The 25,793-nt window shown below is 73.6% G+C and carries 19 protein-coding genes; 17 read left to right on the top strand and 2 right to left on the bottom strand.

Features of this window, described 5'->3' with window-relative positions:
* Nucleotides 1-32: 32 nt before the first annotated feature.
* Nucleotides 33-1,082 (top strand): 4-hydroxy-3-methylbut-2-enyl diphosphate reductase, encoded by a 1,050-nt coding sequence (locus tag GSF02_RS06690; RefSeq protein WP_159794028.1) that lies wholly within the window; start codon nucleotides 33-35, stop codon nucleotides 1,080-1,082.
* 362 nt (nucleotides 1,083-1,444) lie between these two features.
* Here the strand turns inward: GSF02_RS06690 and rmuC are convergent, their stop codons facing one another.
* Complete coding sequence (rmuC, locus tag GSF02_RS06685) at nucleotides 1,445-2,989, bottom strand: DNA recombination protein RmuC (protein ID WP_159794026.1); 1,545 nt, start codon at nucleotides 2,987-2,989, stop codon at nucleotides 1,445-1,447.
* A gap of 257 nt (nucleotides 2,990-3,246) precedes the next feature.
* Here rmuC and GSF02_RS06680 point away from each other — a divergent pair, with 257 nt between their 5' ends.
* From GSF02_RS06680 to GSF02_RS06665, 4 genes are all read left to right on the top strand, one after another.
* Nucleotides 3,247-4,056, top strand: a complete 810-nt coding sequence (locus GSF02_RS06680; protein ID WP_159794158.1) for an ABC transporter ATP-binding protein — start codon at nucleotides 3,247-3,249, stop codon at nucleotides 4,054-4,056.
* Nucleotides 4,026-5,627: a hypothetical protein gene (locus GSF02_RS06675; protein ID WP_159794024.1), complete on the top strand. Its 1,602-nt coding sequence runs from the start codon at nucleotides 4,026-4,028 to the stop codon at nucleotides 5,625-5,627. The genes GSF02_RS06680 and GSF02_RS06675 overlap by 31 nt, the downstream gene beginning before the upstream one ends.
* Before the next feature lie 54 nt (nucleotides 5,628-5,681).
* Nucleotides 5,682-6,767 carry a redox-regulated ATPase YchF gene (ychF, locus tag GSF02_RS06670; RefSeq protein ID WP_159794022.1) on the top strand — a complete coding sequence of 362 codons (1,086 nt, stop codon included), beginning with the start codon at nucleotides 5,682-5,684 and terminating at the stop codon, nucleotides 6,765-6,767.
* Between the two features lie 70 nt (nucleotides 6,768-6,837).
* The gene (locus GSF02_RS06665; RefSeq protein ID WP_159794020.1) at nucleotides 6,838-7,437 is read left to right on the top strand and encodes a hypothetical protein; all 600 of its coding nucleotides are present in this window, start codon (nucleotides 6,838-6,840) and stop codon (nucleotides 7,435-7,437) included.
* Nucleotides 7,438-7,590: 153 nt separating this feature from the next.
* On the opposite strand, the gene GSF02_RS19080 is transcribed toward GSF02_RS06665, so the two are convergent.
* Nucleotides 7,591-8,748, bottom strand: a complete 1,158-nt coding sequence (locus GSF02_RS19080; RefSeq protein ID WP_328799001.1) for a M23 family metallopeptidase — start codon at nucleotides 8,746-8,748, stop codon at nucleotides 7,591-7,593.
* A gap of 317 nt (nucleotides 8,749-9,065) precedes the next feature.
* Here GSF02_RS19080 and GSF02_RS06650 point away from each other — a divergent pair, with 317 nt between their 5' ends.
* The 12 genes from GSF02_RS06650 (at nucleotide 9,066) to GSF02_RS06595 (ending at nucleotide 25,761) form a co-directional block, all read left to right on the top strand.
* Nucleotides 9,066-10,925 carry a BCCT family transporter gene (locus tag GSF02_RS06650; RefSeq protein ID WP_159794016.1) on the top strand — a complete coding sequence of 620 codons (1,860 nt, stop codon included), beginning with the start codon at nucleotides 9,066-9,068 and terminating at the stop codon, nucleotides 10,923-10,925.
* Nucleotides 10,926-11,324: 399 nt separating this feature from the next.
* Nucleotides 11,325-12,950, top strand: a complete 1,626-nt coding sequence (locus GSF02_RS06645; protein ID WP_159794014.1) for a peptide ABC transporter substrate-binding protein — start codon at nucleotides 11,325-11,327, stop codon at nucleotides 12,948-12,950.
* A gap of 148 nt (nucleotides 12,951-13,098) precedes the next feature.
* Nucleotides 13,099-14,025, top strand: coding sequence for an ABC transporter permease (locus tag GSF02_RS06640; RefSeq protein WP_159794012.1), 927 nt, complete (start codon nucleotides 13,099-13,101; stop codon nucleotides 14,023-14,025).
* Nucleotides 14,018-14,992 (top strand): ABC transporter permease, encoded by a 975-nt coding sequence (locus tag GSF02_RS06635; RefSeq protein ID WP_159794010.1) that lies wholly within the window; start codon nucleotides 14,018-14,020, stop codon nucleotides 14,990-14,992. The genes GSF02_RS06640 and GSF02_RS06635 overlap by 8 nt, the downstream gene beginning before the upstream one ends.
* On the top strand, nucleotides 14,989-16,752 hold the full coding sequence (locus tag GSF02_RS06630) for a dipeptide ABC transporter ATP-binding protein (protein ID WP_159794008.1): 1,764 nt from the start codon (nucleotides 14,989-14,991) through the stop codon (nucleotides 16,750-16,752). Before GSF02_RS06635 ends, GSF02_RS06630 begins: the two co-directional genes overlap by 4 nt.
* 193 nt (nucleotides 16,753-16,945) lie before the next feature.
* Nucleotides 16,946-18,889, top strand: a complete 1,944-nt coding sequence (gene typA / locus GSF02_RS06625; RefSeq protein WP_159794006.1) for a translational GTPase TypA — start codon at nucleotides 16,946-16,948, stop codon at nucleotides 18,887-18,889.
* A gap of 91 nt (nucleotides 18,890-18,980) precedes the next feature.
* Nucleotides 18,981-20,003 (top strand): PIG-L family deacetylase, encoded by a 1,023-nt coding sequence (locus GSF02_RS06620; RefSeq protein ID WP_159794005.1) that lies wholly within the window; start codon nucleotides 18,981-18,983, stop codon nucleotides 20,001-20,003.
* Complete coding sequence (locus tag GSF02_RS06615) at nucleotides 20,000-20,431, top strand: DUF6113 family protein (RefSeq protein WP_235915412.1); 432 nt, start codon at nucleotides 20,000-20,002, stop codon at nucleotides 20,429-20,431. Before GSF02_RS06620 ends, GSF02_RS06615 begins: the two co-directional genes overlap by 4 nt.
* Nucleotides 20,432-20,655: 224 nt before the next feature.
* Nucleotides 20,656-22,944 carry a VanW family protein gene (locus GSF02_RS06610; protein WP_235915411.1) on the top strand — a complete coding sequence of 763 codons (2,289 nt, stop codon included), beginning with the start codon at nucleotides 20,656-20,658 and terminating at the stop codon, nucleotides 22,942-22,944.
* Nucleotides 22,944-23,825 carry a hypothetical protein gene (locus GSF02_RS06605; protein WP_159794003.1) on the top strand — a complete coding sequence of 294 codons (882 nt, stop codon included), beginning with the start codon at nucleotides 22,944-22,946 and terminating at the stop codon, nucleotides 23,823-23,825. The genes GSF02_RS06610 and GSF02_RS06605 overlap by 1 nt, the downstream gene beginning before the upstream one ends.
* A complete protein-coding gene (locus tag GSF02_RS06600) occupies nucleotides 23,822-24,751 on the top strand; it encodes a prephenate dehydratase (RefSeq protein WP_159794001.1) in 930 nt (309 codons plus the stop codon). Before GSF02_RS06605 ends, GSF02_RS06600 begins: the two co-directional genes overlap by 4 nt.
* Nucleotides 24,748-25,761, top strand: coding sequence for a prephenate dehydrogenase (locus tag GSF02_RS06595; RefSeq protein WP_235915410.1), 1,014 nt, complete (start codon nucleotides 24,748-24,750; stop codon nucleotides 25,759-25,761). Before GSF02_RS06600 ends, GSF02_RS06595 begins: the two co-directional genes overlap by 4 nt.
* The last annotated feature ends 32 nt before the right edge of the window (nucleotides 25,762-25,793 follow it).

The raw sequence follows: 25,793 nt of genomic DNA, 5'->3' as shown, positions 1-25,793 counted from the left end.
GGCGTTCACACCTGCCCACCTAGACTGGCCGGGTGACAGCCACGAGCACCGCCACCGCGACCGGAACGCCGACCCGCACCAAGCGGGTGCTGCTCGCCGCCCCGCGCGGCTACTGCGCCGGCGTGGACCGTGCGGTCGTCGCCGTCGAGAAGGCTCTCGAGACCTACGGCGCACCCGTCTACGTGCGCAAGGAGATCGTGCACAACAAGCACGTCGTGGAGACCCTGCGCGAGCGGGGCGCGATCTTCGTCAACGACACCGACGAGGTACCCGAGGGCGCCCGCCTGGTGTTCTCCGCCCACGGCGTCTCGCCCGCGGTCCGCGAGGCCGCGGCGGCGCGCAGCCTGGCCACGATCGACGCCACCTGCCCCCTGGTGACCAAGGTGCACAAGGAGGCCGTGCGGTTCGCCAAGGACGACTACGACATCCTGCTGATCGGCCACACCGGCCACGAGGAGGTCGAGGGCACGGCGGGCGAGGCGCCCGAGCACGTGCAGGTGGTCAACTCCCCGGAGGAGGTCGACCAGGTCGTGGTCCGCGACCCGGCGAAGGTCGTGTGGATCTCGCAGACCACCCTGTCCGTCGACGAGACGATGGAGACGGTCCGCCGGCTGCGCGACAGGTTCCCGTCGCTGCAGGACCCGCCGAGCGACGACATCTGCTACGCGACCCAGAACCGTCAGGTCGCCGTCAAGAAGCTCGCGCCCGAGTGCGACGTCGTCATCGTCGTCGGCTCGGCGAACTCGTCGAACTCGGTGCGCCTGGTCGAGGTCGCCCTGCAGTCCGGCGCCCGGACCGCCTACCGCGTCGACCGCGCCGCGGAGATCCGTGAGGAGTGGCTCGACGGTGCCGCCACGGTGGGCGTCACCTCGGGTGCCTCGGTGCCGGAGATCCTCGTCCAGGACGTCGTGCGGCACCTCGCCGAGCGCGGGTTCGGCGACGTCGAGGAGGTGCGCACCGCGACGGAGGACCTCATGTTCTCCCTGCCTCGCGAGCTGCGCGCGGGCCTCAAGGCCGCCGGCCAGGACGACAAGCGGCCCCGCCGCGAGCAGCGCACCTCGCTGCCGGTCACCCCGGTCTGAGGCCCGGGCCTCTCCGACCGGCCGTGAGGTCGGCACCTCGTCGTGAGGTCGGCACCCCGAGGTGCCGACCTCACGGGCGGTGGGGGCGCCCCCCCGCGGGGCGGGCGCCCCCCGGCGGGGCCCCCCCCACGACGAACTGCCGACCTCACCAGCTGCCGGTCTCGCAGACTCCTGACCTGACCAGCTGCTGGTCTCGCAGACTGCCGACCTCGCGAGCCGCGCGACTCGCGCGCCGCGCCCGGCATCGCAGGCGCAGCACGTCGCGACACCAGAAGGCCCGGCCCCCTCTGCCTGAGGGCCGGGCCTTCCGGTGTCTCGCGGGTGCGCCGCCGGGCGGGCGCGCGGCCGCCAGACCAGGCGGCTCAGCCGGCGGCCGCGTCGTCCTGGCGCTCGCCCTGTGCGCTCTCGAGCGCGCGCTGGTCCGCCGCGGCCAGCGCCTCGAGGTCGTCGCCCGCGCCGCCGGCGACGGTGACCCGCCGCTCGCTCACGGACACGGTGTCGATCGCCACGACCCGCTCCTCCTCGGCGGCCAGCAGCTCCGGCTTGGTGATGGGCCGGGGCACCTCCTCGATCCCGCGGGCCTCCTCGATGAGGTCCTTCTCGTCGACCACGTCGAGCTCGACCATCCGGCGGGCCGAGGTGAGCACGTTGCGCTCGAGCGAGCCGATCATCGAGTTGTAGCTCTTGGTCGCCGTCTCCAGGGCCCGGCCGGTCTTGGTGATGTGGCCGGTCATGGTCACCAGGCGCGAGTAGAGCTCCTTGCCGACGGTGAGCACCTTCTGGGCGTTCTCGGCCAGGGCCTCCTGCCGCCAGGCGTAGGCGACCGTGCGCAGCAGCGCGACCATCGTCATCGGCGTGGCCACGATGACGTTCTTGCTCACGGCGTACTCGAGCAGGTCGGGCTCGCGCTCCACGGCGGCCGACAGGAACGCCTCGGCCGGCACGAACATCACCACGAACTCCGGCGCGGGGGAGAACTGGTCCCAGTACTTCTTGCCCGCCAGGTCGTCCACGTGCTTCTTCATGTGCCGCACGTGCGCGTCCAGGCGCTGCTCGCGGTAGTCCGCGTCGCCCGTCTGCTGCGCCTCCAGGTAGCCGAGGAACGCCACCTTGGCGTCGACCACCACGTGCTTGCCGCCGGCCAGGTGCACCACCATGTCCGGGCGGAGCAGGCCGTCCTCGGTGGACACCTGCGCCTGCTCGGTGAAGTCGACGCGGTGCAGCATGCCCGCCGCCTCGACCACCCGCCGCAGCTGCAGCTCGCCCCAGGCGCCGCGGGTCTGCGAGGAGCGCAGCGCGGTGACCAGCTCGCTCGTGCCGGTGCGCAGCTGTTCGTTGGCGGTCGCCAGCTGACGCAGGTGCTCGCCGAGCGTCGACTGCCCCTCGACCCGGGCCTTCTCGGCCTCCGCCACCTCGGCGCGCACCTTCTCCACGGCCTTGCTCAGCGGGTCCACCAGCGCACGGAAGGCCTGCTCGCGCTGGGCCAGCACCTCCTCGTTCTTGACGGTGCTGGCCCGCAGCCGCTGGTCGGCCAGCTCGAGGAACTGCTGCTGGCTGGCCTGCAGCACGTCGCCCGCCACGGCCTTGAACCGCCGCGCCGTGGCCTCGGCGTCCTCCTTCGCCTCGCGCACCTGGCGCTCGGCCTCCTCGCGCACCTCGGCGACCCGGCGCTCCGCCTGGGCCTGCGCCTCGGCGAGGCGGCGCTGGGCGTCGTCGCGCGCCAGGTCGAGCTGCTCGCGCACGTTCGCGACCTCGCGGCGCGCGGCCTCCACGTCGGCGTGCCCGCGCGCCAGCTCGATGTCGGCCGAGCGGCGCGCCGCGGAGGCACGGTTGGCGGCCACGAGCCAGCCGACCAGGACGCCCACCGCGAGGGCGACCACCAGGAGGATCACGGTCGTCGTCGTCATGCGGTCAGGGTGGCACGGCCCACCGACAGCGCCGAAACGGGTGCCGCCGGCCCGGTCCGCCTCGCCCGCACCGGCGGGGCGTCCCCGCGCCACCCGGCGCGCCCCTTCCGGGGCGTCGACGTGCGCCGATAGGGTCGCAGCGGCCCTACGACGAGAAGGTGATCACCCTGACCGCCCCCACCCCGCCGCCCGGACCACGGCCGGTGCCGCAGCCCCAGCCGCCGGCCCACCCGCGGCCGGCCGACCAGCACCCGGCCCTGCAGCACCAGGCCCCGCAGCGGCCCGCGACGCCGCCGGACCCCGCGGCTGCCCTCTCGCTGCGCGGCCTGTGGAAGCGGTTCGGCCAGAAGATCGCAGTCGCCGGCGTCGACCTCGACGTGCCCGCGGGCTCCTTCTACGGGCTCGTCGGGCCCAACGGCGCCGGCAAGACGACCACCCTGTCCATGGCCACCGGCCTGCTGCGCCCGGACTTCGGCGTCGCGACCGTGCTGGGGACGGACATGTGGGCGGACACCGTCGCGGCCAAGGCCCGGCTCGGCGTGCTGCCCGACGGCGTGCGCCTCTTCGACCGCCTCACGGGCGCCCAGCTCATCACCTACGCCGGCCTCCTGCGCGGGATGGACCGCGCCACCGTGGCCGAGCGCACCGAGGACCTGCTGCGCGCCATGGACCTCGTCGGCGACCGCGACACGTTCGTCGTCGACTACTCCGCGGGCATGACCAAGAAGGTGGCCCTCGCCGCGGCGCTCATCCACGCCCCGCGCGTGCTGGTGCTCGACGAGCCGTTCGAGGCCGTGGACCCGGTCAGCGCCGCCAACATCCGCGACATCCTGCACGCCTACGTCGCCGACGGCGGCACGGTCGTGGTCTCCAGCCACGTCATGGACCTCGTCCAGCGGATGTGCTCGCACGTGGCCGTCATCGCCGGCGGGCACGTGCTGGCGTCCGGCACTGTCGACGAGGTCCGCGGCGGGCAGACGCTGGAGGACCGGTTCGTCGAGCTCGTCGGCGGCCGCAAGGAGGGGGAGGGCCTGGCGTGGTTGCGCAGCTCGTCCGCCTCAAGCTGACCCTCCTGCTCAACGGGTACCGCCGCAGCGTCTGGCAGACGGTCGGCGTCGTGCTCGGCTCGCTGTACGCGCTGTCGGTCGTCGCCCTGCTCGTGGTGGGCGCCGTGGCGCTCGGCACCACCGACCCGGGGACGGCGGGGCCCGTCCTCGTCCTCGGGGGCGCGGTGCTCGTCCTGGGCTGGCTGGTGATCCCCGTCTTCGCCTACGGCGTGGACGCGACCCTCGACCCGCACCGGTTCGTCACGTACCCGATCCCGCGCCGGCGCCTGCTCGCCGGCCTGGCCGCAGGCGGCGTCGTCTCCGTGCCCGGCATCGCCACGGCGCTCGCCGTGCTCGGCGTGACGCTCGCCTGGTGGCGCTCGCCGGCGGCCGTGGTCGCCGCGCTCGTCGGCGCCGTCGGTGCGCTGGCGCTGTGCGTCATCGGCTCGCGCGCGCTGACCACGGTCCTCGCGCCGCTGCTGGAGTCGCGCCGCTCGCGCGAGGTGCTGACTATCGTGGCGTTCGTGCCCATCATGCTCGCCGGTCCCGCGATCGGGTGGTTCAGCCGCCGCCTCGGCGAGGGCGCCACGGACGCCGGCGCCGTCCGGCGGCTGCTCGCCGACCTGGCCGACGTCGTCGGATGGACGCCGCTGGGCGCGCCGTGGGGCGTGCCCGCCGCGGTGGCGGACGACAGCTGGGGCGTCGCCGCCGGCCGCCTCGTCGTGCTCCTGGCCACCCTCGTGCTGGCGTGGTGGGTGTGGGACCGCGCGCTGGCCCGGACGCTGGAGACCCCGGCCGAGGGCGGCTCGAAGGGCGCCCGCGGCAAGGGCCTGGGGTGGTTCGACCGCTTCCCGGCCACCCCGACCGGGGCCGTGGCCGCGCGCGCCATGACGTACTGGCTGCGCGACCCGCGCTACTCCGCCTCGATCGCGATCATCCCGCTGCTCCCGGTGGTCCTGGCCTTCGCCGGCCAGGGCTCGGGCGGCGGCCCCGGCATGAACGTGATGCTGGTGCTGGCGCCCGTCACCGCCTGGGTGCTCGGCTTCACCATCTCCAACGACATCGCCTACGACCACACCGCCTTCGCGCTGCACGTGGCCACCGGGACGACCGGGCGCACCGACCGCTGGGGTCGCGCGCTGCCCGTGCTCGTGGCGGGCACGCCGCTGGTGGCGCTCTTCGCGGTGCTGTCGGCGGGGCTGACGGGGCGGTGGTCCGACCTGCCGGCGCTGCTGGGGCTCAGCCTCGGCACGCTCGTCCTGTCGACGGGGGTGTCGAGCGCCGTGTCGGCCCACTGGCTCTACCCGGTGCCCAAGCCGGGGGAGAGCCCGTTCAAGCAGCCTCAGGGCGCCATCGGCGCAACGATGGTCGCGCAGGGCGTCGCCGGCCTGGCCACGTTCGTCCTGGCGCTGCCGACGCTCGCCCTGGCCCTGGTCGCGATCCTGCTGCCGAGCCCGCTGCTGGGCTGGGTGACGCTGGTCGTCGGCCCCGGCCTGGGGGTGCTCGTGCTCGTGCTCGGCGTGCGCTGGGGTGCCCGCCGCTACGACCAGCGGGCCCCCGAGCTGCTGCAGCGCGTGCTGTCCTACGCCTGACGGCCGCGGACGTCCGCCTGACGCCGCCCGACCCGCCCCGTAGACTGTCCCGACGTGGCTCTCACCATCGGCATCGTCGGCCTGCCCAACGTCGGCAAGTCCACGCTCTTCAACGCCCTGACCCGCAACCAGGTGCTCGCGGCGAACTATCCGTTCGCCACCATCGAGCCCAACGTGGGGGTGGTGCCGCTGCCGGACCCGCGGCTGGAGAGGCTCGCGGAGCTCTTCGACAGCGAGCGGACGCTGCCGGCGACCGTCTCCTTCGTCGACATCGCGGGCATCGTCAAGGGTGCCAGCGAGGGCGAGGGGCTGGGCAACAAGTTCCTCGCGAACATCCGCGAGGCCGACGCGATCTGCCAGGTGACCCGCGTCTTCGACGACCCCGACGTCGTCCGCGTCGAGGGCTCGGTGGACGCCCCGGGGGACATCGAGACGATCTCGACCGAGCTGATCCTCGCCGACCTCCAGACCCTCGAGAAGGCGCTGCCGCGCCTCGAGAAGGAGGTCAAGATCAAGAAGGGCGACGCCGCGTTCCTCGAGGCGGCGCGCACCGCGCAGCGCATCCTGGAGGCGGGCACCACCCTGTTCCAGGGCGCCGCGGCCGAGGGCCTGGACCTCGCCGACATCGCGTCGCTGCAGCTGATGACGGCGAAGCCGTTCATTTACGTGTTCAACACCGACGACGCCGGGCTGGCGGACGCCGAGCGCCAGGCCGCCCTGCGCGAGCTCGTGGCGCCCGCCCAGGCGATCTTCCTGGACGCCAAGTTCGAGGCCGAGCTGGTCGAGCTCGAGCCGGAGGAGGCCCGGGAGATGCTCGAGTCCACCGGCCAGGAGGAGTCCGGGCTCGACCAGCTCGCCCACGTCGGGTTCGACACCCTCGGCCTGCAGACGTTCCTCACCGCGGGCCCGAAGGAGTCGCGCGCCTGGACGATCCGCAAGGGCTGGACGGCCCCGCAGGCCGCCGGCGTCATCCACACCGACTTCGAGCGCGGCTTCATCAAGGCCGAGGTGATCTCGTTCGAGGACCTCGTCGAGGCGGGCTCCGTCGCCGCCGCCCGCGCGGCCGGCAAGGCCCGCGTCGAGGGCAAGGACTACGTCATGCAGGACGGCGACGTCGTGGAGTTCCGCTTCAACGTCTGAGCCGGTCGCGGACGCGGCGCCGCGCGGGCTGCCGTCGCGTCCGCCAAGCATCGACGTCGAAGGGGGAGACGTGACGACGCAGGTCGCGTGGCTCAGCACCGGCGTGCTCAGCCGGGCGACGCTGGTGACGAAGCCCGGCCTGACCGGTGCGGAGGAGGCTGCCGCTCTGCGCGACGCCGACGCCGCGATCGTCCGGGCGCGCCGCGCACGCGCCGCCGAGCCGCGCTGGGTGGCGTTCGTGGGTCGGACCTGGGTCGCCTGGGTCGCCCTCGGGTGCGTCGGTGCGTACTTCCTGAGCCGCGCGCTCGGTGGGAACCTCGGCCTGAGCGTGTGGATCGCCGTCTCGCCCGCGATCCCCGTCGCCTTCCTCCTGATCTCCGGCGTGACGGTCCTCGGGCGGCGCAAGGTCGTCAACCCCGAGCAGCGCAAGGCGGCCGAGCAGGCGCTCAACCGCGTCGCGCGCACCGTGCGCGAGGTCGACGAGGACGCCGCGGCCATGGCTCGCGCCCTGGTGGAGGTCTCCCGCTCGCTCGAGCACCGCGTGCACGACCTGGTCTGGCGTTCCGCGGCCCGGCCGCTGTCCGAGGGCAGGCTGCCCGACCAGTCCCGCGCGGCCTTCCTCGAGCTGCACCAGCTCCACGACGAGCACTGCGGCGACGACGAGGACTGATCTCGGGCGCTCGGGGACGCGCAGCACCGTCGCCGGGTGCACGACCGAGAGCGGCCGACGACGCCGGCACCGACGGGGGTGGGCGCACCGCCTTCCGTCGCTCGCACCGCGGTCGTCGCGGTCGTCGCGGTCGTCGCGGACCGCGGTGCCGCGCTACGGTCCGGACGTGGACCGCCTCGGGGAGTACGACCGGTGGAGCCGCCGGCACCGGCGGCCACGCCGCTGGCCGGCTCCGCTGACGGCGTTGCTGTGCGCGGGCCTCCTGGCGGTGGACCGGGGGTGGTGGGCCCTGCGAGCGGTGTCCGCCCTCGAGGCGGGGCGCGGGCTGACGACGCGGCACGCGATCGCGACGGCTGACCGGATCCTGCTGATCGGGACGGCCGTCGTCCTGACGCTCGGCGTGCTCGGGGCGGTGCGACCCGTGCGTCGGGCCGCGCTGCCCGTCCTCGGCGCGACCGCCCTGGTCCTCGTCGTGACGTGGCTGGGTACCCGTGCAGACGTCGCCTTCCTGCACTCGCTGCGGAAGCCGGGCTCGTGACGGCAGCGCCGTCGCGGCGCCGGTGGAGGGCGCCCGGGCTCGTCGCGCCCGAGACCGTCCGGCCGGCAGGACGCCGTCACGGCCGGCGCGGCAGCGGCTCGACGACGGCGCCTTCCCCGGGCACGCCGACCCGGTGCCGGCGCGGCGCGGCCTCGCCGCCACTCGACGTACCCGCGGAACGCCAGCGGCAGCGCCCGCGCGGCGGCGACCTCGACGCCGTCGTTGACCTGTACGTGCACGTGCGGCTGGGTGGAGTTGCCGGAGTTGCCGCACCGGCCGAGCGCCTGCCCCGCGACGACGGTGTCGCCGACCCCGACCTGCAGCGAGCCGCGCTGCAGGTGGGCGAGCGTGACGTAGGCGCCGTCGGCGACGACGGTGACGAAGTTGCCCGCGAGCCCCGCGGGCCCACGGCGTAGCCGCGCCCCCTGGGTCAGCGCGTAGGGCACGAGGGCGAGCGGGGAGCGACGCGCCTCGTGGTCCGGCTCACCGTCGTGCACACGCACGACCACGCCGCCGACCGGTGCCAGCACGGGCCGTCCGAACGCGACGAACCGCTCGGGCGGCTCGGTGACGAGCGCCGTGCGCCAGTCGTGGACCGGCGCCGTACCGTGCCGGTCGTCGACGCCGACGAAGTCGATCGCGTAGCGCACGCCCATGAGGTCGGTCCCGTGGCTCGGCACCCGGCGGGCCGGGCTGTTCTGCACCAGCCAGCGACCCTCGAAGGGCAGGCCGAGCACCACGGCCCCGGCCGGCGCGGTCGGTGTCTCGCCCATGAAGCCGACGGTAGGGCGGCGACGGGGCGAGCCGCGAGCCGACGACGCCGCGGGGGTGCGGCGGCGCGGGGCCTTCCGGGCGCGGGTGAGCCCGACCCGTGGCACGGTGGTGGGGCGCTGCCGCCCAGGTGCCGCAGCGCGCTTCCGAGCCGACGCGAGGCGCGCGCTCCATCCGCGATGCAGTGCGTTGCTTGCCACAATCCGCCGCGAATCTTTACCTCGTGATAGATTTCGCGGCTGGCAGTTCACGCGATATTCACGGAAAGGGAGCAGCAGGCGGCCGCGCGCCAGGGAACCACCATGTGGCCGCCGAGATTATGAGTACTCCGGAGACAACCAGGACGCTCATCGAGAGATTCAAGAAGTCGACTGCCCGCAGGCCGCGGACCCCGCGCTCGCAGGGCACCGACTGGATCGTCTTCGGTGTGGCCGCCGTGGCCGCCGTGGCCTTCGTCGTGTGGGGCTTCGTGAGCCCCGACGGCCTGGGCGCCGTCGCGACGTCGGCCCTCAACGGCACGATCACCAACTTCGGCTGGCTGTTCGTCATCGCGGCCACCGTGTTCACGATCTTCGTGATCGTGGTCGCGGCCAGCCGCTTCGGCCGCATCCCGCTCGGGAAGGACGACGAGTCGCCGCAGTTCCGCACGTCGTCGTGGATCGCGATGATGTTCGCGACCGGCATGGGCATCGGCCTGATCTTCTACGGCGTGGGCGAGCCGCTGTACTTCTACATGTCGCCCCCGCCGGGGACCGTCGACGGCCAGACGCCCGAGGCGATCGCCACGGCCATGGGTACGACGCTGTTCCACTGGACGCTCTACCCCTGGGCGATGTACGCGATCGTCGGGCTCGGCATGGCCTACGGCACGTACCGGCTGGGCCGCACGCAGCTGTTCTCCTCGATGTTCACGTCGCTGTTCGGCGAGCGCGCCGTCAACGGCTGGGGCGGGCGCGTCATCAACATCCTGGCGATCCTCGCGACGCTGTTCGGCTCCGCGTGCTCGCTCGGCCTCGGCGCGCTCCAGATCGGCGGCGGCCTCCAGGAGACCGGCGTGATGGCTCAGGTCGGCACGTCGGTGCTGGTCGTCATCATCGCCGTGCTCACGGCGATGTTCGTCGCCTCGGCCGTGTCCGGCATCGAGCGCGGCATCCAGTGGCTGTCCAACATCAACATGGTGCTGGCGGTGCTGCTCGCCGTCATCGTGTTCATCGGCGGCCCGACGCTGTTCATCCTCAACGTCCTGCCCGACGCCATCGGGGCGTTCATCGGCGACCTGCCGCAGATGGCCTCGCGCACCGCTGCCGCGGGCGACGAGTCCCTCGCCGCGTGGATGTCCAGCTGGACGATCTTCTACTGGGCCTGGTGGATCTCGTGGACGCCCTTCGTGGGCCTGTTCATCGCGCGCATCTCCCGCGGGCGCACCATCCGTCAGTTCGTGACCGGCGTGCTGCTGGTGCCGTCCATCGTCTCGACGATCTGGTTCGCCATCTTCGGCGGTGGCGCGATCGGCATCCAGGAGCGGACGCAGGCGCTGGCCCAGGTGGTCGACGGCGTGCCGGACATCAACTTCGACACCATCCTGTTCACCACGCTGGGCGCCATGCCGGTGCCGGGCTGGGTCACCGTCGTGCTCATGGTGCTGGCGGTGCTGCTCGTGGCGATCTTCTTCGTCACGGGGGCCGACTCCGCCTCGATCGTCATGGGTGGCCTGTCGGAGCACGGCGCCGCGGACCCGTCGAAGAAGTCCGTCGTCTTCTGGGGCGTGGCCACCGGCGCGGTCGCGGCAGTCATGCTGCTGGCCGGCGGCGACGACCCGGCGGAGGCGCTCAACGGGCTGAAGAACATCACGATCGTCTCGGCGCTGCCGTTCGTCGTGGTGATGCTCGCGCTGTGCGTGGCCCTGTGGCGGGACCTGTCGCGCGACCCGCTGGTCATCCAGGGCCAGCTCGCGCGCCAGGTGCTGGTCGAGAGCGTCGCGAGCGCCGTCGACCGGCACGACGGCGAGCCGTTCGAGCTGCGCACGGTGCCCGCGCCCGAGCCGGAGCCGACGGTGCCGGGGGTGCCCGGCGACGGGTCGGACGGCGAGGCCCCGGATGGCGCAGGCGGCGGGCAGCCCGACGGCGAGAGCCGCAACGGCACGAGCGGAGGCGTCGACGGCGTCGAGGCGAAGGCCTGACGCGCGAGCGTTCGACGCAGCACCGCGAGGAGGGGCGGCGGGGCGTGCTCCCGCCGCCCCTCTCGGCGCTGGGCGACCGGCGCGAGACCGCCATGGGGGGCCCCTGGACGGGCAGGGCGGCGGGCGAGTCACTGACCGGGGCATTTAGCGATCCTGGCCGCGACGACTACGATCCTGGCCTTGCGGCGCTGTGCGGCGCCGTGAAGCCCTTGTTACTTCCGCATACCGGATCGATAACGGTCCCTGCGGAAATCGGCACGAACCGGACACTCGTCCACGTGCTGGGCATACGCTCGGGCCGTCCGCATGGCGGACCAAGAGCGTGCTCGTACCGTCCGCGGTGCGGGACGCCCGGACGTCGGCGGCCGAGTGGCCGCTGCCCCCTTTCGGAGGACACACATGAAGATCAGGCGTTACGCCGGCGTGACGACGTTCATCGTCGCCGGTGCGCTCGCGCTCACGGCCTGCTCGGGCGGCTCCAGCGGCTCGAACGACGAGCCGAGCGATGCCGCGGGTGAGGCCACCACCGGCATCGTCAGCGTGAACGGCACCGAGCCCCAGAATCCGCTCACCCCGGGCATGACCAACGAGGTCGGCGGCGGGCTCGCGGTCAAGAACATCTTCTCGGGTCTCGTGTACTACGACAGCGAGGGCGCGAGCCACAATGAGATGGCCGAGTCCATCGAGTCCGAGGACAACCAGCACTGGACCATCACGATCCAGGACGGGTGGACCTTCTCGGACGGCACGCCGGTCACGGCCGAGAGCTACGTCAAGGCGTGGAAGTACACCGCTCTGCTGAGCAACGGCCAGAACCAGCAGTACTTCTTCCACGACTTCGCCGGCTGGTCCGACACGGAGGACTCGGAGATCGCCGTCGAGGCCGTCGACGAGCACACGTTCACGGTCGAGCTGATCGCGCCCTCGGCTGACTTCCAGCTGTGGCTGGGCTACTCCGCGTTCATGCCGATGCCGGACGTGTTCTTCGAGAACCCCGACATCTACTCCGACGCGCCTGTCGGCAACGGCCCGTACGTCGTGGACAGCTGGGAGCACGAGAACGTCATCTCGCTGCGCCCGAACCCGGACTACAAGGGCCCGCGCACGCCGAAGAACGGCGGCATCGACATCGTCATCTACACCGACGAGAACACGGCCTACAACGACCTGCTGTCCGACAACCTCGACATCATCACGAACGTGCCTTCGTCGGCCTTCGCGACGTTCGAGGACGACCTCGGTGATCGGGCCATCAACCAGCCTGCCGCCGTGGTGCAGGTCGTGCAGGTGCCCGAGTGGCGCGAGGAGTTCCAGGGCGAGGCCGGCAAGCTGCGCCGTCAGGCCATCTCGCAGGCGATCGACCGTGAGCAGGTCACCGAGACGGTCTTCGGTGGTACCCGCACCCCGGCCACGGACTTCACCTCGCCGGTGATCGACGGCTACTCGGACGACATCCCGGGCGCCGAGGTGCTGCAGTTCGACGCCGAGGAGGCCAAGCGCCTCTGGGACGAGGCCGAGGCCATGGACCCGCTCGGCGCCGACTACACGCTCGAGATCGCCTCGAACGCGGACTCCGACCACCAGACCTGGGTGGACGCAGTCTGCAACCAGGTGCGCAACGCGCTCGACATCGGCTGCGAGTTCTACCCGTACCCGACGTTCGACGAGTTCCTGAACGCGCGTGACGACGCCAGCGTCCCGGGCATCTTCCGCGGTGGCTGGCAGGCCGACTGGCCCTCGATGAGCAACTTCCTCGGCCCGGTCTACGGCACGGGCGCCGGCTCGAACGATGCCCAGTACTCGAACCCTGCGTTCGACGAGAAGCTCAAGGAGGCCGGCCAGGCGGCGACGCCGGACGAGGCGACGGCCCTCTACAAGGAGGCGCAGCAGATCCTGTTCGAGGACCTGCCGGGTATCCCGCTGTGGTACAACAACGCGACCGCCGGTTACGCGGAGACGGTCGGCAACGTCGAGTTCGGGTGGGACTCCGACCCGATCCTCTACGAGGTCACGAAGTCCGAGTGACGGTCGCTCACCGGTGAGCACGCGGCGGTTGTGAGACCGCCGGACGGCGGGGGCGGGGTGCGTCGCAGGCGCACCCCGCCCCTGGCTGTGCGGACCATAGAAGACGCGCGGGCCGAGAGGCTCGTGTGACGAAGGAAGAAGACGACGCATGCGCTGGTACATCGGACGCAGGCTCCTACAGGTGATCCCTGTGTTCCTCGGGGCGACGCTGCTGCTCTACGCCCTGGTCTTCCTGCGGCCCGGAGACCCCGTCGCCGCGCTGGGTGGTGAACGAGGCCTGCCAGAAGCGGTCCAGGAGCAGATCCGCGAGCGGTACAACCTCGACAAGCCGTTCCTCGTGCAGTACCTGCTGTTCCTCAAGGGCGTCTTCACGCTGGACTTCGGCGTGGACTTCCGTGGGCGCGAGATCGTCGACGTCATCGCCGGCGCGTTCCCGGTGACGATCCAACTCGCGGTGATGGCGCTGATCATCGAGGCCGTCTTCGGCATCGGGCTCGGCCTGGTGGCCGGACTGCGCAAGGGCGGTATCTTCGACGGGAGCGTGCTCGTCATCAGCCTCCTGGTCATCGCGGTGCCGACGTTCGTCATCGGCTTCGTCCTGCAGTTCCTGCTCGGTGTCAAGGCTGGCCTGTTCCCGGTCACCGTCGGCAGAGACCCCAACTTCGAGTCGTTGCTCCTGCCGGCCATCGTGCTGGCCGCAGCCTCTTTCGCGTACGTGCTGCGACTGACCCGTACCTCGGTCGCCGAGAACCTCTCTGCCGATTACGTGCGCACCGCTCGGGCCCGGGGCCTGACGCGCAGCCGCGTCACGGGCCGGCACGTGCTTCGCAACTCGCTGATCCCGGTGGTCACCTTCCTCGGCGGCGACCTCGGCGGTCTGATGGCGGGCGCCATCGTGACGGAGGGCATCTTCAACATCAACGGCGTGGGCGGAACGCTCTACCAGGCCATCACCCGCGGCGAGAACGTCACTGTCGTCTCCTTGACCACCGTGCTCGTGATCGTCTACATCCTCGCGAACCTGCTCGTGGACCTGCTCTACGCCGCGCTCGACCCAAGGATCCGTTATGCCTGAAAACATCGACGTCACCGGAGCCCGGCGAGACCAGCCTCGCCGCGGCCAGGAGCATTTCGTCGCTCCCGTGGACGAGGGCGGCCTCGGCGCCGTCGACGCAGTCAGCACCACGCAGGCCCCGAAGAGCCTGTGGGGCGACGCGTGGGCGCACATGCGCGGTAACGTGCTGTTCTGGGTCGCCGGCGCGGTCATCGCCCTCGTGGTGGTCGTGGCCGTCGCACCTGGCCTGTTCACCTCGATCGGCCCCCGTGCCTGCGACCTGTCGCAGTCGCTGAGCGGTCCCGCCGCAGGTCATCCGTTCGGCTTCGACTTCCAGGGCTGCGACATCTACTCGCGGACGGTCTACGGCGCCCGCGCCTCGGTCGTGGTCGGCGTCCTGGCGACGGCCATGGTCGTCGTGATCGGCACGATCGTCGGCGCCATCGCTGGCTACTTCGGCGGCTGGTTCGACACGCTGCTGTCCCGGCTGACCGACATCTTCTTCGCCGTGCCGCTGGTGCTGGCGGCCATCGTCATCATGTCGCTGATGAGCACGCGCACCAGCTTCACCGTGGCCCTCGTGCTCTCCCTCTTCGGCTGGCCGCAGATCGCCCGCATCACGCGCGGCACCGTCATGTCGGTGAAGAACAACGAGTTCGTCACCGCCGCTCGCTCGCTGGGCATGGGACGGGTCGGCATCCTGCTGCGGCACGTGCTGCCGAACTCGACGGCGCCGATCATCGTCTACGCGACGGTGGCCCTGGGCACGTTCATCGTCGCCGAGGCGACGTTGAGCTATCTCGGCATCGGCCTGCCGCCCAGCATCGTGTCCTGGGGCGGTGACATCTCGAAGGCGCAGAACTCGATCCGCGTCGCGCCGGAGATCCTGTTCTACCCGGCCGGCGGCCTGGCGCTGACGGTGCTCGGCTTCATCATGATGGGCGACGTGGTGCGCGACGCCCTCGACCCGAAGGCTCGCAAGCGATGACGACGCAGATCCCCCTCACCGGCCAGGAGCCGGAGACACAGGGCGCGGCCCCCCGCGCCACCGACCAGCCGCTGCTCGAGATCCGCGACCTCGAGGTCGCGTTCAGCACGGGCGCCGGCGAGGTGAAGGCCGTGCGCGGCGCCAACCTCACCGTCTACCCGGGGCAGTCTGTCGCGATCGTCGGCGAATCGGGTTCGGGCAAGTCGACCACCGCGCACGCGATCATCGACCTGCTGCCGGGCACCGGCAAGGTCACCGGCGGCTCGATCATGTTCGACGGGCGTGAGCTCGTCGGCGTCGGCCGTAAGACGATGGAGGACCTGCGCGGCCGGGAGATCGGCCTGGTGCCGCAGGACCCGATGTCCAACCTCAACCCGGTGTGGCGCATCGGCACGCAGGTGGAGGAGGCTCTCAAGGCCAACGGGTTCCAGGGCACCAAGGCGGAGCGCCGCGAGCGCGTTGCCGGGCTGCTCGCCGAGGCCGGGCTCAAGGACACCGAGCGGCGCGCGCGGCAGTACCCGCACGAGTTCTCCGGTGGCATGCGCCAGCGCTCGCTCATCGCGATCGGCCTGGCCGCCAGGCCGAAGCTGCTCATCGCGGACGAGCCGACCTCCGCCCTGGACGTGACCGTGCAGCGGCAGATCCTCGACCACCTCGAGACGCTGACCTCCGAGCTGGGCACAGCCGTCCTGTTCATCACGCACGACCTGGGCCTGGCCGCCGAGCGCGCCGAGCACCTCGTCGTGATGTTCAAGGGCCGGGTCGTGGAGTCCGGGCCCGCGCGGCAGATCCTCACCTCTCCTCAGCACCCCTACACGCAGCGGCTGGTCGCCTCGGCTCCTTCGCTCAGCGCGCGGCGCATCGAGGAGGCGCGCGAGGCCGGCGTCGAGTCGGTGGAGCTGCTGGCGCAGCACGCCGACGCCGACGTCGAGAAGGTGCGCAGCGAGGACGCCGTCGTGGTCGCGAAGAACCTGACGAAAATCTTCAAGATCCGCGGGTCGCGGCCCGGGGCCTCGACCGACTTCAAGGCCGTCGACGACGTGAGCTTCACGCTCGGGCGCGGCCGCACGCTGGCGCTCGTGGGGGAGTCGGGCTCCGGAAAGTCCACCGCCGCCAACATGGTTCTCGGGCTGCTCGAGCCCACGTCCGGATCGGTGGAGTTCGACGGGGTCGACGTGGCGCGGCTGTCGGCGAAGGAACAGTTCGCCTTCCGGCGCCGGGTGCAGCCGGTGTTCCAGAACCCGTACGGCTCGCTGGACCCGATGATGTCGATCTTCCGGTCGATCGAGGAGCCGCTGCGACTGCACAAGGTGGGCTCCGCCAAGGAGCGCGAGGCGCGGGTGCGCGAGCTGCTCGACATGGTCGCGCTGCCGGAGTCGGCGATGCGCCGGTATCCGAACGAGCTCTCCGGCGGCCAGCGCCAGCGCATCGCCATCGCCCGGGCCCTGGCGCTCAAGCCGGAGCTGATCGTGCTCGACGAGGCCGTCTCCGCGCTCGACGTGCTGGTGCAGGCGCAGATCCTCGAGCTGCTCGGCGACCTGCAGCGCGACCTCGGCCTGTCGTACCTGTTCATCACCCACGACCTGGCGGTGGTGCGGCAGATCGCCGACACCGTCGTCGTGATGCAGGACGGGCGGGTCGTCGAGCACGCCTCGACCGACGAGGTGTTCGAGCACCCCAAGGAGCAGTACACCCAGGACCTGCTCGCCGCCATCCCCGGTCGCGACCTCGACCTGGGGCTGGTGCCGCCGGCGGTCTGACGTCCGGCCGAGGTGCCGCAGGCCACGACGGCGGCCGCTCCCCGCGCGGGGAGCGGCCGCCGTCGTCGTCCCCGCCCGCGGGCCCGCTCGCGCGGACCCGGTAGGATGGGAGGGCTGCGACGACGCGACCCGACCCGCTCGGCACCGCTCGCGACGGCTCCCCGCCCTTCGACTCGAATCGAGAAGTCCCTCCATGACCGTGTCCACCGACGCCACCGCCACGGCCCGCGCCGTCCGTTCCGACCTGCGCAACGTGGCGATCGTGGCGCACGTCGACCACGGCAAGACGACGCTCGTCGACGCCATGCTCAAGCAGGCCGGCGCCTTCGGCGCCCACCAGCACGTCGAGGACCGGGTCATGGACTCCGGCGACCTCGAGCGCGAGAAGGGCATCACGATCCTCGCCAAGAACACCGCGGTCCGGTACACCGGCCCGTCGGCGGCGGAGCACGGCGAGCCCGACGGCATCACCATCAACGTCATCGACACCCCGGGCCACGCCGACTTCGGCGGCGAGGTCGAGCGCGGCCTGTCGATGGTCGACGGCGTGGTGCTGCTCGTGGACGCCTCGGAGGGCCCGCTGCCGCAGACGCGCTTCGTGCTGCGCAAGGCGCTGGCCGCCAAGCTGCCCGTCATCGTCGTCGTCAACAAGGTCGACCGCCCCGACTCGCGGATCACCGAGGTCGTCGGCGAGACCACCGACCTGCTGCTCGGCCTGGCCTCCGACCTGGCCGACGAGGTGCCGGACCTCGACCTCGACGCCATCCTGGACGTGCCGGTCGTGTACGCCGCCGCCAAGGTGGGCGCCGCCTCGGTCAACCAGCCCGCGGACGGCGGCCTGCCGGACAACGACAACCTCGAGCCGCTGTTCGCGACGATCCTCGAGAAGATCCCGGCGCCGACCTACGACCCGCAGATGCCGCTGCAGGCGCACGTGACGAACCTGGACGCCTCGCCGTTCCTCGGCCGCCTCGCGCTGCTGCGCATCTTCAACGGCACCCTGACCAAGGGCCAGCAGGTCGCCTGGGCGCGCCACGACGGCACGCTGGCGACGGTGAAGATCACCGAGCTGCTCGAGACCAAGGCGCTCGACCGCGTGCCGGCCGAGTCCGCCGGCCCGGGCGACATCGTCGCCGTCGCCGGCATCGCCGACATCATGATCGGCGAGACGCTCACCGACGTGAACGACCCGCGCCCGCTGCCGCTCATCACGGTCGACGACCCGGCCATCTCGATGACCATCGGCATCAACACCTCGCCGCTGGCCGGCAAGGGCGGCAAGGGGCACAAGGTCACCGCCCGCCAGGTCAAGGACCGCCTCGACGCCGAGCTCATCGGCAACGTGTCGCTCAAGGTGCTGCCCACCGAGCGCCCGGACGCGTGGGAGGTCCAGGGCCGCGGCGAGCTCGCCCTGGCCATCCTCGTCGAGCAGATGCGCCGCGAGGGCTTCGAGCTCACCGTCGGCAAGCCGCAGGTCGTCACCAAGACGGTCGACGGCAAGGTCATGGAGCCCATGGAGCGCATGACCATCGACGTGCCGGAGGAGTACCTCGGCGCGGTGACGCAGCTGCTGGCCCAGCGCAAGGGCCGCATGGAGACCATGAGCAACCACGGCACCGGCTGGGTGCGAATGGAGTTCATGGTGCCGGCGCGCGGCCTGATCGGCTTCCGCACCCGGTTCCTCACGGAGACGCGCGGCACCGGCATCGCGTCGTCGATCTCCGAGGGCTACGAGCCGTGGCACGGCCCCATCGAGTCCCGGAACACCGGCTCGCTGGTCGCCGACCGCGCCGGCGTGGTGACGCCGTACGCCATGATCAACCTGCAGGAGCGCGGCTCGTTCTTCGTCGACCCCACCCAGGAGGTCTACGAGGGCATGATCGTGGGCGAGAACTCCCGCAACGAGGACATGGACGTCAACATCACCAAGGAGAAGAAGCTCACGAACATGCGGTCCTCGACGGCCGACACGTTCGAGAACCTCGTCCCGCCGCGCAAGCTCACGCTCGAGGAGTCGCTCGAGTTCGCGCAGGAGGACGAGTGCGTCGAGGTGACGCCGGAGTTCGTGCGCATCCGCAAGGTGGTGCTCGACGCCTCCGAGCGCGCCCGCGCCGCCGCGCGCGCCCGCCGGGGCTGACGTACCCGTGACCGACCGCCGAGACCCGGATCCTCGGGCGTATCCGCACGCCGATACGCCCGGGGATCCGGGTCTCGGCGTCTCCGGGCGCGTGGTCCGGCCCGCCGGCGGGCTGCTGGCGGTGCACGCCCACCCCGACGACGAGACGCTGACGACCGGCGCTCTGCTCGCGACGTGGGCGGCGGCGGGCCTGCCGGTCACGGTGGTGACCTGCACACGCGGCGAGCGCGGCGAGGTGATCGCGCTGCCGGGCACGACGTCGGAGGGCCTGGGCCACCTGGAGGGCGACGGGCCGGGGCTCGCCGCGCACCGGGAGACCGAGCTGGCGGCCGCGCTGAGGGCCCTCGGGGGCGGGGACGTCGCGGCGGTGGGGCACGTGTTCCTCGACCAGGTCCCCGTCGCCGGCGCGGGGCCGGCGCGCTTCGAGGACTCCGGCATGGCGTGGGTGGCGCCAGGGATCGCGGGGCCCGACCCCGCGGCGACCTCCGGCTTCGCCCGCGTGCCGCTCGACGACGCCGCGGCCCGCCTCGCCGTCGTCGTGCGCGCGCGGCGGCCCGCCGTCGTCGCCACGTACGAGCCCGGCGGCGGCTACGGCCACCCGGACCACGTCCGCGCGCACGAGGTCACCGTGCGCGCGCTCGAGCTCGCCGCCGACCCCGCCGCGGCACCCGGCGGGCGCCCGCTGCCCGGGGAGCCGTGGGCCCCCGCGCTGTGGCAGGCGGTGGCCGCGGACGTCGACGTGCGCGCCGCCCGGCGCACCCTGGCCGCCGACGGCGCCGCGCGGGCGCTGGCTGCTCGCGCCGGCCTGACCTTCGCCGACCCCGACGAGCAGCTCCCGCCGGTGGCACGGCCCGCCGCGTCGCTCGGCGACGTCGTCGCCGTCGACGTCGCCCCGGTGCTCGACCGCGTGCTGGGCGCGCTGCGGGCGCACGCCACCCAGGTGCAGCACGCCCAGGCGGCGCCGCCGTCGGAGGCGCTCGGCGCGGCCGGCGTGCTGGGCTGGTACGCCCTGTCCAACGGCGTGCTGGCCCCGCTGCCCGCCCGCGAGACCTACGCCGTCGGCGCTGCTCCCGGCCGTCCGGTGGTGGCCGGGTCGGTAGGCTCGGCGCGATGAGCGGCGAGCAGCACCCGGGCACCCGGCACGACGAACCAGCACCGGGCTCCCGGGGTCCGCGCACCGCGGGCGACCTGCTCGGCGTCCTCGTGCGCACCCTGCTGGCGGTCGTCCTGGGCGCCGTGCTGGGCGCCCTCGGCACCGTCACCCACCTGACGACGTGGCTGGGCCTGCCCGCCGGCCTGGTGCTGGCGCTGGCGCTCACGGCGTCGACGGCGGTCCTGACCCGCGCCTGGGCCGGCTACGGCACCCTGCTGGCGGGCGCGGTCGGCTGGCTCGTCGCCGTCCAGGCGCTGTCCGTCCAGGGCCCCGGGGGCGACGTGCTCGTGCCCGCCACCGTGCCCGGGCTCGTGTGGACCTACGGCGGTCTCGTGGTGTGGGGCGTCGCGGCCTTCCTGCCGCGCCGCTGGTTCGCCGCCCGCCGCTGAGCCCCGCCGAGTCCCGCCGCTGATACCCGCCGCGCCGGCCGGACGCCGCGGCACGCGGCGGACCTCCGCCGAACCTCCACGGGGCCTCGGCGGGCCCCGCCGCTGGTCCGCGAGGTGCCCGCGTAGGATTCCCGCTGGGCGTGGTGGGCCGTGCGGCCTGCCGGCGCCCGGACCGAAACCGCAGGTCGCCTGCGGTGTCACCTGCAGCACCACGGAGCCAGTTCATGGGCAAACCGACCGAGCGCGAGAACGCGTCAGGCCCGACCTCTCCCGACGCCGAGGGGCCGGCCGCCGCCGTGCCCGCGGACGCGGACCAGGGCGGGCAGGGCGTGGACGACGAGGCGCCCTACGTGCCGCCGGTCAAGGCGTACGAGCGCCCGGAGGTCCCCCGGTCGACCCCGCGGTCCGCGGTGAACGCCGCCCCGACCCAGGCGCTGCCCGTTGTCGTCGGCATGGTGCCCGCGCCGGCCGAGGCCGACGCGCTGTCGGCCCAGACCCCGCCGGTGCAGCGCACCTCGGTGCTGGGCACCGTGGCCGCGCCGCCGCAGGGCGGCGCCACGGACGGCGCCACGGACGGCGCCACGGACGGCGCCACGGACGAGGCCGCGGCCGGGTCCGCGGACCTGCCGCACGACGGCGAGCCCGCGCCGGGCGCGGTGCCGGAGGACGGCGGCACGCCCGCCGCGGGACCCGCCGGTGCGCAGGACCTCGCCGGTGCGCAGGGCCCCGCCGGCGACGCCGCTCCCGGCGACGCCCACCCGGCCCCCGGCGCGACGCCGTCACAGCCGCCGCAGGACCCCGGCAGCCCGCTGGAGGGCCTCGCCGGCGACGGCCAGCCGAGCCGCGCGCCCCGGGCGCTGCTGTGGACCGCCGTCGTGCTCGTCGTGCTCGCCGGCGCCTACGCCGGGGCGCAGTGGCTGTACTCCGACCGGGTGCCCCGCGACACCCAGGTGGCGGGGGTCGACGTCGGCGGCCTGTCGGCCCCGGAGGCGAAGGACCGGCTCGCCGAGGAGCTCGGGCCGCGCGCGGCCGAGCCGATCGAGCTCACCGCCGCCGACGCCTCGACGACGCTCGACCCGGCCGACGCGGGGCTGTCGTTCGACGCCGCCGCCACCGTCGACTCCCTGACCGGGTTCTCGCTGGACCCGATGCGGCTGTGGGCGCACCTCACCGGGTCCGAGCAGGCCGACCCGGTCGTGGACGTCGACGACGCCAAGCTCGACGCCGCCGTGGCGCGGGTGGCCGACGCGCTGCGGACGGAGCCGGTGGACGGCACCGTCGGGTTCGCCGACGGCAAGGCCGTGGCCACGGACGCCGCCGACGGCGCCGCGCTGCGCACCGACGAGGCGGCCGACCTGCTCGCCGACGACTGGCTCGTCCAGGACGACCCGTTCGAGCTGCCGACGGAGGCGATCGCCCCGGAGATCACGCAGGAGGAGACCGACGCCGCCCTCGCCCAGGCGCGCACGGTGGTGTCGGCGCCCGTCGTCGTGCACGTGGGCGACCAGGAGGCGGAGCTGGCGCCGGCCGCGCTCGCGGGCGCGACGTCGTTCCAGCCCGTCGACGGGGCGCTCGCGCCGACGACCGACGGCGAGGCGCTCGTCGACGCGATCGTCGACCAGACGGATGACCTGCTCACGGCGCCGGAGGAGGCCCACTTCGAGTTCGTCGGCGGCCGCCCGACGGTGGTGGGCGGCGAGCCGGGCACGACGCTCGACCCCGAGGCCGTCGCGAAGGCCGTGCAGGACGCGGCGCTCGGTGACGACCGGGAGGCCACCGTCGAGCTCGTGCAGCAGGACCCGGAGAACACCGCCGAGGCGCTCGAGAAGCTCGGGGTCACGGAGGTGGTCAGCGAGTTCTCCACGCCGCTGACGTCCGAGCCGATCCGCACCAAGAACCTCGAGCGCGGCGCCCAGCTCGTCACGGGCACGCTGATCAAGCCGGGCGAGACGTTCTCGCTGGTGGACACGCTCTCGCCGATCGACGCGTCCAACGGGTACTACTCCGCGGGCGTGGTCAGCAACGGCGTTCACACCGACGCGGTGGGCGGCGGCCTGTCCCAGATGGCCACCACCACCTACAACGCCGGCTTCTTCGCCGGGTTCGAGGACGTCACGCACCGTCCCCACTCCTACTGGTTCTCCCGCTACCCGGCGGGGCGCGAGGCCACGATCTACGTCGGCTCCATCGACATGCAGTTCAAGAACGACACCCCGTACGGCGCCGTCATGCAGGCCTGGGTGGGCGGCGGCAAGCTGCACGTGCGCATCTGGAGCACCAAGTACTACGACGAGGTCAAGACCTGGTCGAGCGACAAGACGAGCGTCGTGCCCGCCACCGTGGTGACCAAGAGCGGCCCGCAGTGCGAGAACTACCCCAAGGGCAACGACGGGTTCCGCATCACGAACTACCGCCAGGTGTTCCGGGACGGGCAGAAGGTCAAGGACGAGTCGTTCGGCTGGACGTACAAGCCGGACAACGGCATCGTCTGCGAGGCCGGGGGGGACGGCTGATGCTCGGACGCACGGAGAACGAGTCGCCGGCCCACGCCGCGCTCGCGGCGCGGCTCGGCGGCTGGTCCGGGGTGGCGGGCGCCGCGGGACGCCCCGCCGACGACGACGTCGAGCTGCTCGACCTGGGTACCGCCGCCGACACGCTGGCCACCGTCGCGAGCATCGCCGACCTCGCCGCCGTCGTGCACCTGGGCCACCCCGAGCAGCCGGCCACGCGGCTGGAGGAGGCGCTGCTCGCCGGCGACCCGTCGCTCATCCTCACCGCCGCCGTCCCCGTGCCGGCGCAGTGGGTCTGGGTGGGCCGGCCGGACGCCACCGGGGGCCCCGTCGTCATCGACGAGCCGGGCCTGCGCGACTGCCGCGACGTCCTGCGCACGCTCGGCGTCAGCCCGCAGCTGGTGCCGACGCGTACCCCCGTCGAGGAGCGCGTCGCCCTCGCCGGGGCGACCGGCTCGCTCGTGCTCGAGCGCGACCGGGTGCCGGCCGGGCTGGTGGAGCTGGCGGGCTCCGAGCACCTCGCCGCGCGGCCGCCGGTCTGGTACGGGCTGCTGGAGTCGCGCGCGCAGTGGCCGCGGTTCGAGTCCCCGGCGCAGGTGTGGCTCGCGTTCGGTCCCTACGACGACCACCGCGGCTCCCTGCAGCCCACGCTCACCGTGATCGCCGACGCGGGCATCGACCTGCAGCACCTGCGCTCGCACCCCTCGAGCCTCGGGCCGCACGTGTTCTTCACGTCGTTCTCCTGCCCGCGCGTCGCGGTGCTGGACGCGCTCGTGGCCGACCTCGACGAGCGCGGGATCGCCCACCGCACCCTGGCGGTGCTGCCCGGCGAGGACCTCGTGCCGGGACCGCAGGTGCTGTCGCCGCGCTGGGCAGGCGCATGACGGCGTCGGTGGCCTACCTCGGCCCGGAGGGCACGTTCACCCACCAGGCCGCCCTCGAGTGGGCCGAGCGCGCCGGGTACGGGCCCGACGCCGTCGTCCCGCGCGAGTCGGTGGGCCAGGTGCACGACGCCGTGGCGTCCGGCGAGGTGGACCGCGGTGTCGTCGCGATCGAGAGCTCCGTCGAGGGCTACGTGGTCCCGTCCCTCGACGCCCTGGTGGGCAGCCCCGACGTGGTCGCCGTCGACGAGGTGGTGCTCGGGGTGTCGTTCGACGCGTTCGTGCGGCCGGGCCACGGCGAGCTCACCGAGGCCACCGCCCATCCGCACGGGCTGGCGCAGGTGACGCGCTTCGTGGCCGACCGCGGGCTGCGGCCGGTCCCGGCGCCGTCGAACGCCGCCGCGTGCCGCGACGCCGGGCCGCACCAGGTCGCGTTCGGGCCGCGCCTGTGCGGCCGCCTGTACGGCCTCGAGACGCTCGCCACCGCCGTCGAGGACGTGCCCGGGGCGCGCACGCGGTTCCTCGTCCTGGCCCGGCGCGCCGAGGCGCGCTTCGAGCGCGGGGGCGGGGACTGGCGCACGATGCTGGCGATCACGCCGGTCGTCACCGGCCCGGGCGTGCTCGCGCGCGTGACGACCGCCTTCGGCGCCCGGGGCGTGAACATGTCGAGCCTCATCAGCCGGCCGCTCAAGGCGCGGGCGCAGCAGTACGTGTTCGTGGTGACGTTCGACGCCGCGCCGTGGGCGCCCGAGGCCCGCGGCCTCCTGGCGGACCTGCTCGCGGCGGGCGACTCGCTCAAGACGCTCGGCGCCTACCCGGCCCAGCCCGGCGAGGGCGGCCTGGACGGCGTGCTGCCCGACCACGTGCCCGCGGGCAGCGTCAGCGCGTCCGACGCCGAGACCGTGCGCGCCGCGGGGCTGCTGTGGTGACGCCGGGCGTCCCGGCCGGGGCGGAGGTGCCGGCCGGCCGCGTGGCGGTGCTCGGCCTCGGCCTCGTCGGCGGGTCGCTCGCGCGGCTGCTGCACGCGCGCGCCGCCGACGTCGTCGGCTACGACGCCGATCGCGCCACCCGGGCCGCGGCCGCGGCCGCCGGGCTGCGGGTGGCCGACGACGTCGCGGGCGCGGTGGCGGAGGCAGACGTCGTGGTGCTGGCCGTGCCGCTGCGGGTCATGGGCGCGGTGGCGGCGGAGGTGGCGGCCGCCGCGCCGTCCGGCGCGACGGTGACCGACGTCGGGAGCGTCAAGGGCCCGGTGCGCCAGGCCGTCGCCGCCGCCGGGCTGGGGGAGCGGTACGTCGGGGCGCACCCGATGGCGGGCACCGAGCACAGCGGGTTCGGCGCGTCGAGCGCGGACCTGCTGGACGGGGCGCCGTGGGCGGTCACCGTCGAGGCCCCGGGGACGGATCCCGGCCGCCTGGCCGCGGTGCTGCGGCTGGTCACCGGCCCGCTGCGCGGCACGGCGGCGGTGCTGACCGACGAGCTGCACGACGAGGCGACGGCGCTGATCAGCCACGTGCCGCACGTGCTCGCGACGCAGCTGCTCAACGCGGTCGCCGGTGCGCCGGTGCGCGACGTCGCCCTCGGCCTCGCCGCCGGCAGCTTCCGCGACGGCACCCGGGTGGCCTTCACGGACCCGGTCCGCACGGAGGCGATGGTGACCGAGAACGCCGCGTGGGTGGCGCCGGCGCTGCGCAAGGCCGTGCGCGACCTCGAGGCGGTCGTCGCCGCCCTCGAGACGAACGCCTCCCTGACCGGGTTCTTCCACGAGGCCGACGAGGTCCGCACGCGGTGGGTCCCGCGCCGTGCCGGCGCGGGCGCCGCCGGGCGGCCGGCCGGGACCGTGGTGCCGCTCGCGGGCGACTGGCCGGTCGCGGTGCTCGAGCGGTGCGCCGCCGGCGCGGTGGTCACGCGCGTGGACGCCGACGGCGTGCACCTCGGCTGAGCCGCCGCCGGCGGAGCGGTCCCGGGCCGCCT

This window comes from Puerhibacterium puerhi, assembly GCF_009846865.1.
Lineage (GTDB): Bacteria > Actinomycetota > Actinomycetes > Actinomycetales > Cellulomonadaceae > Puerhibacterium > Puerhibacterium puerhi.
This window is presented reverse-complemented; position numbering and strand designations above follow the sequence as displayed.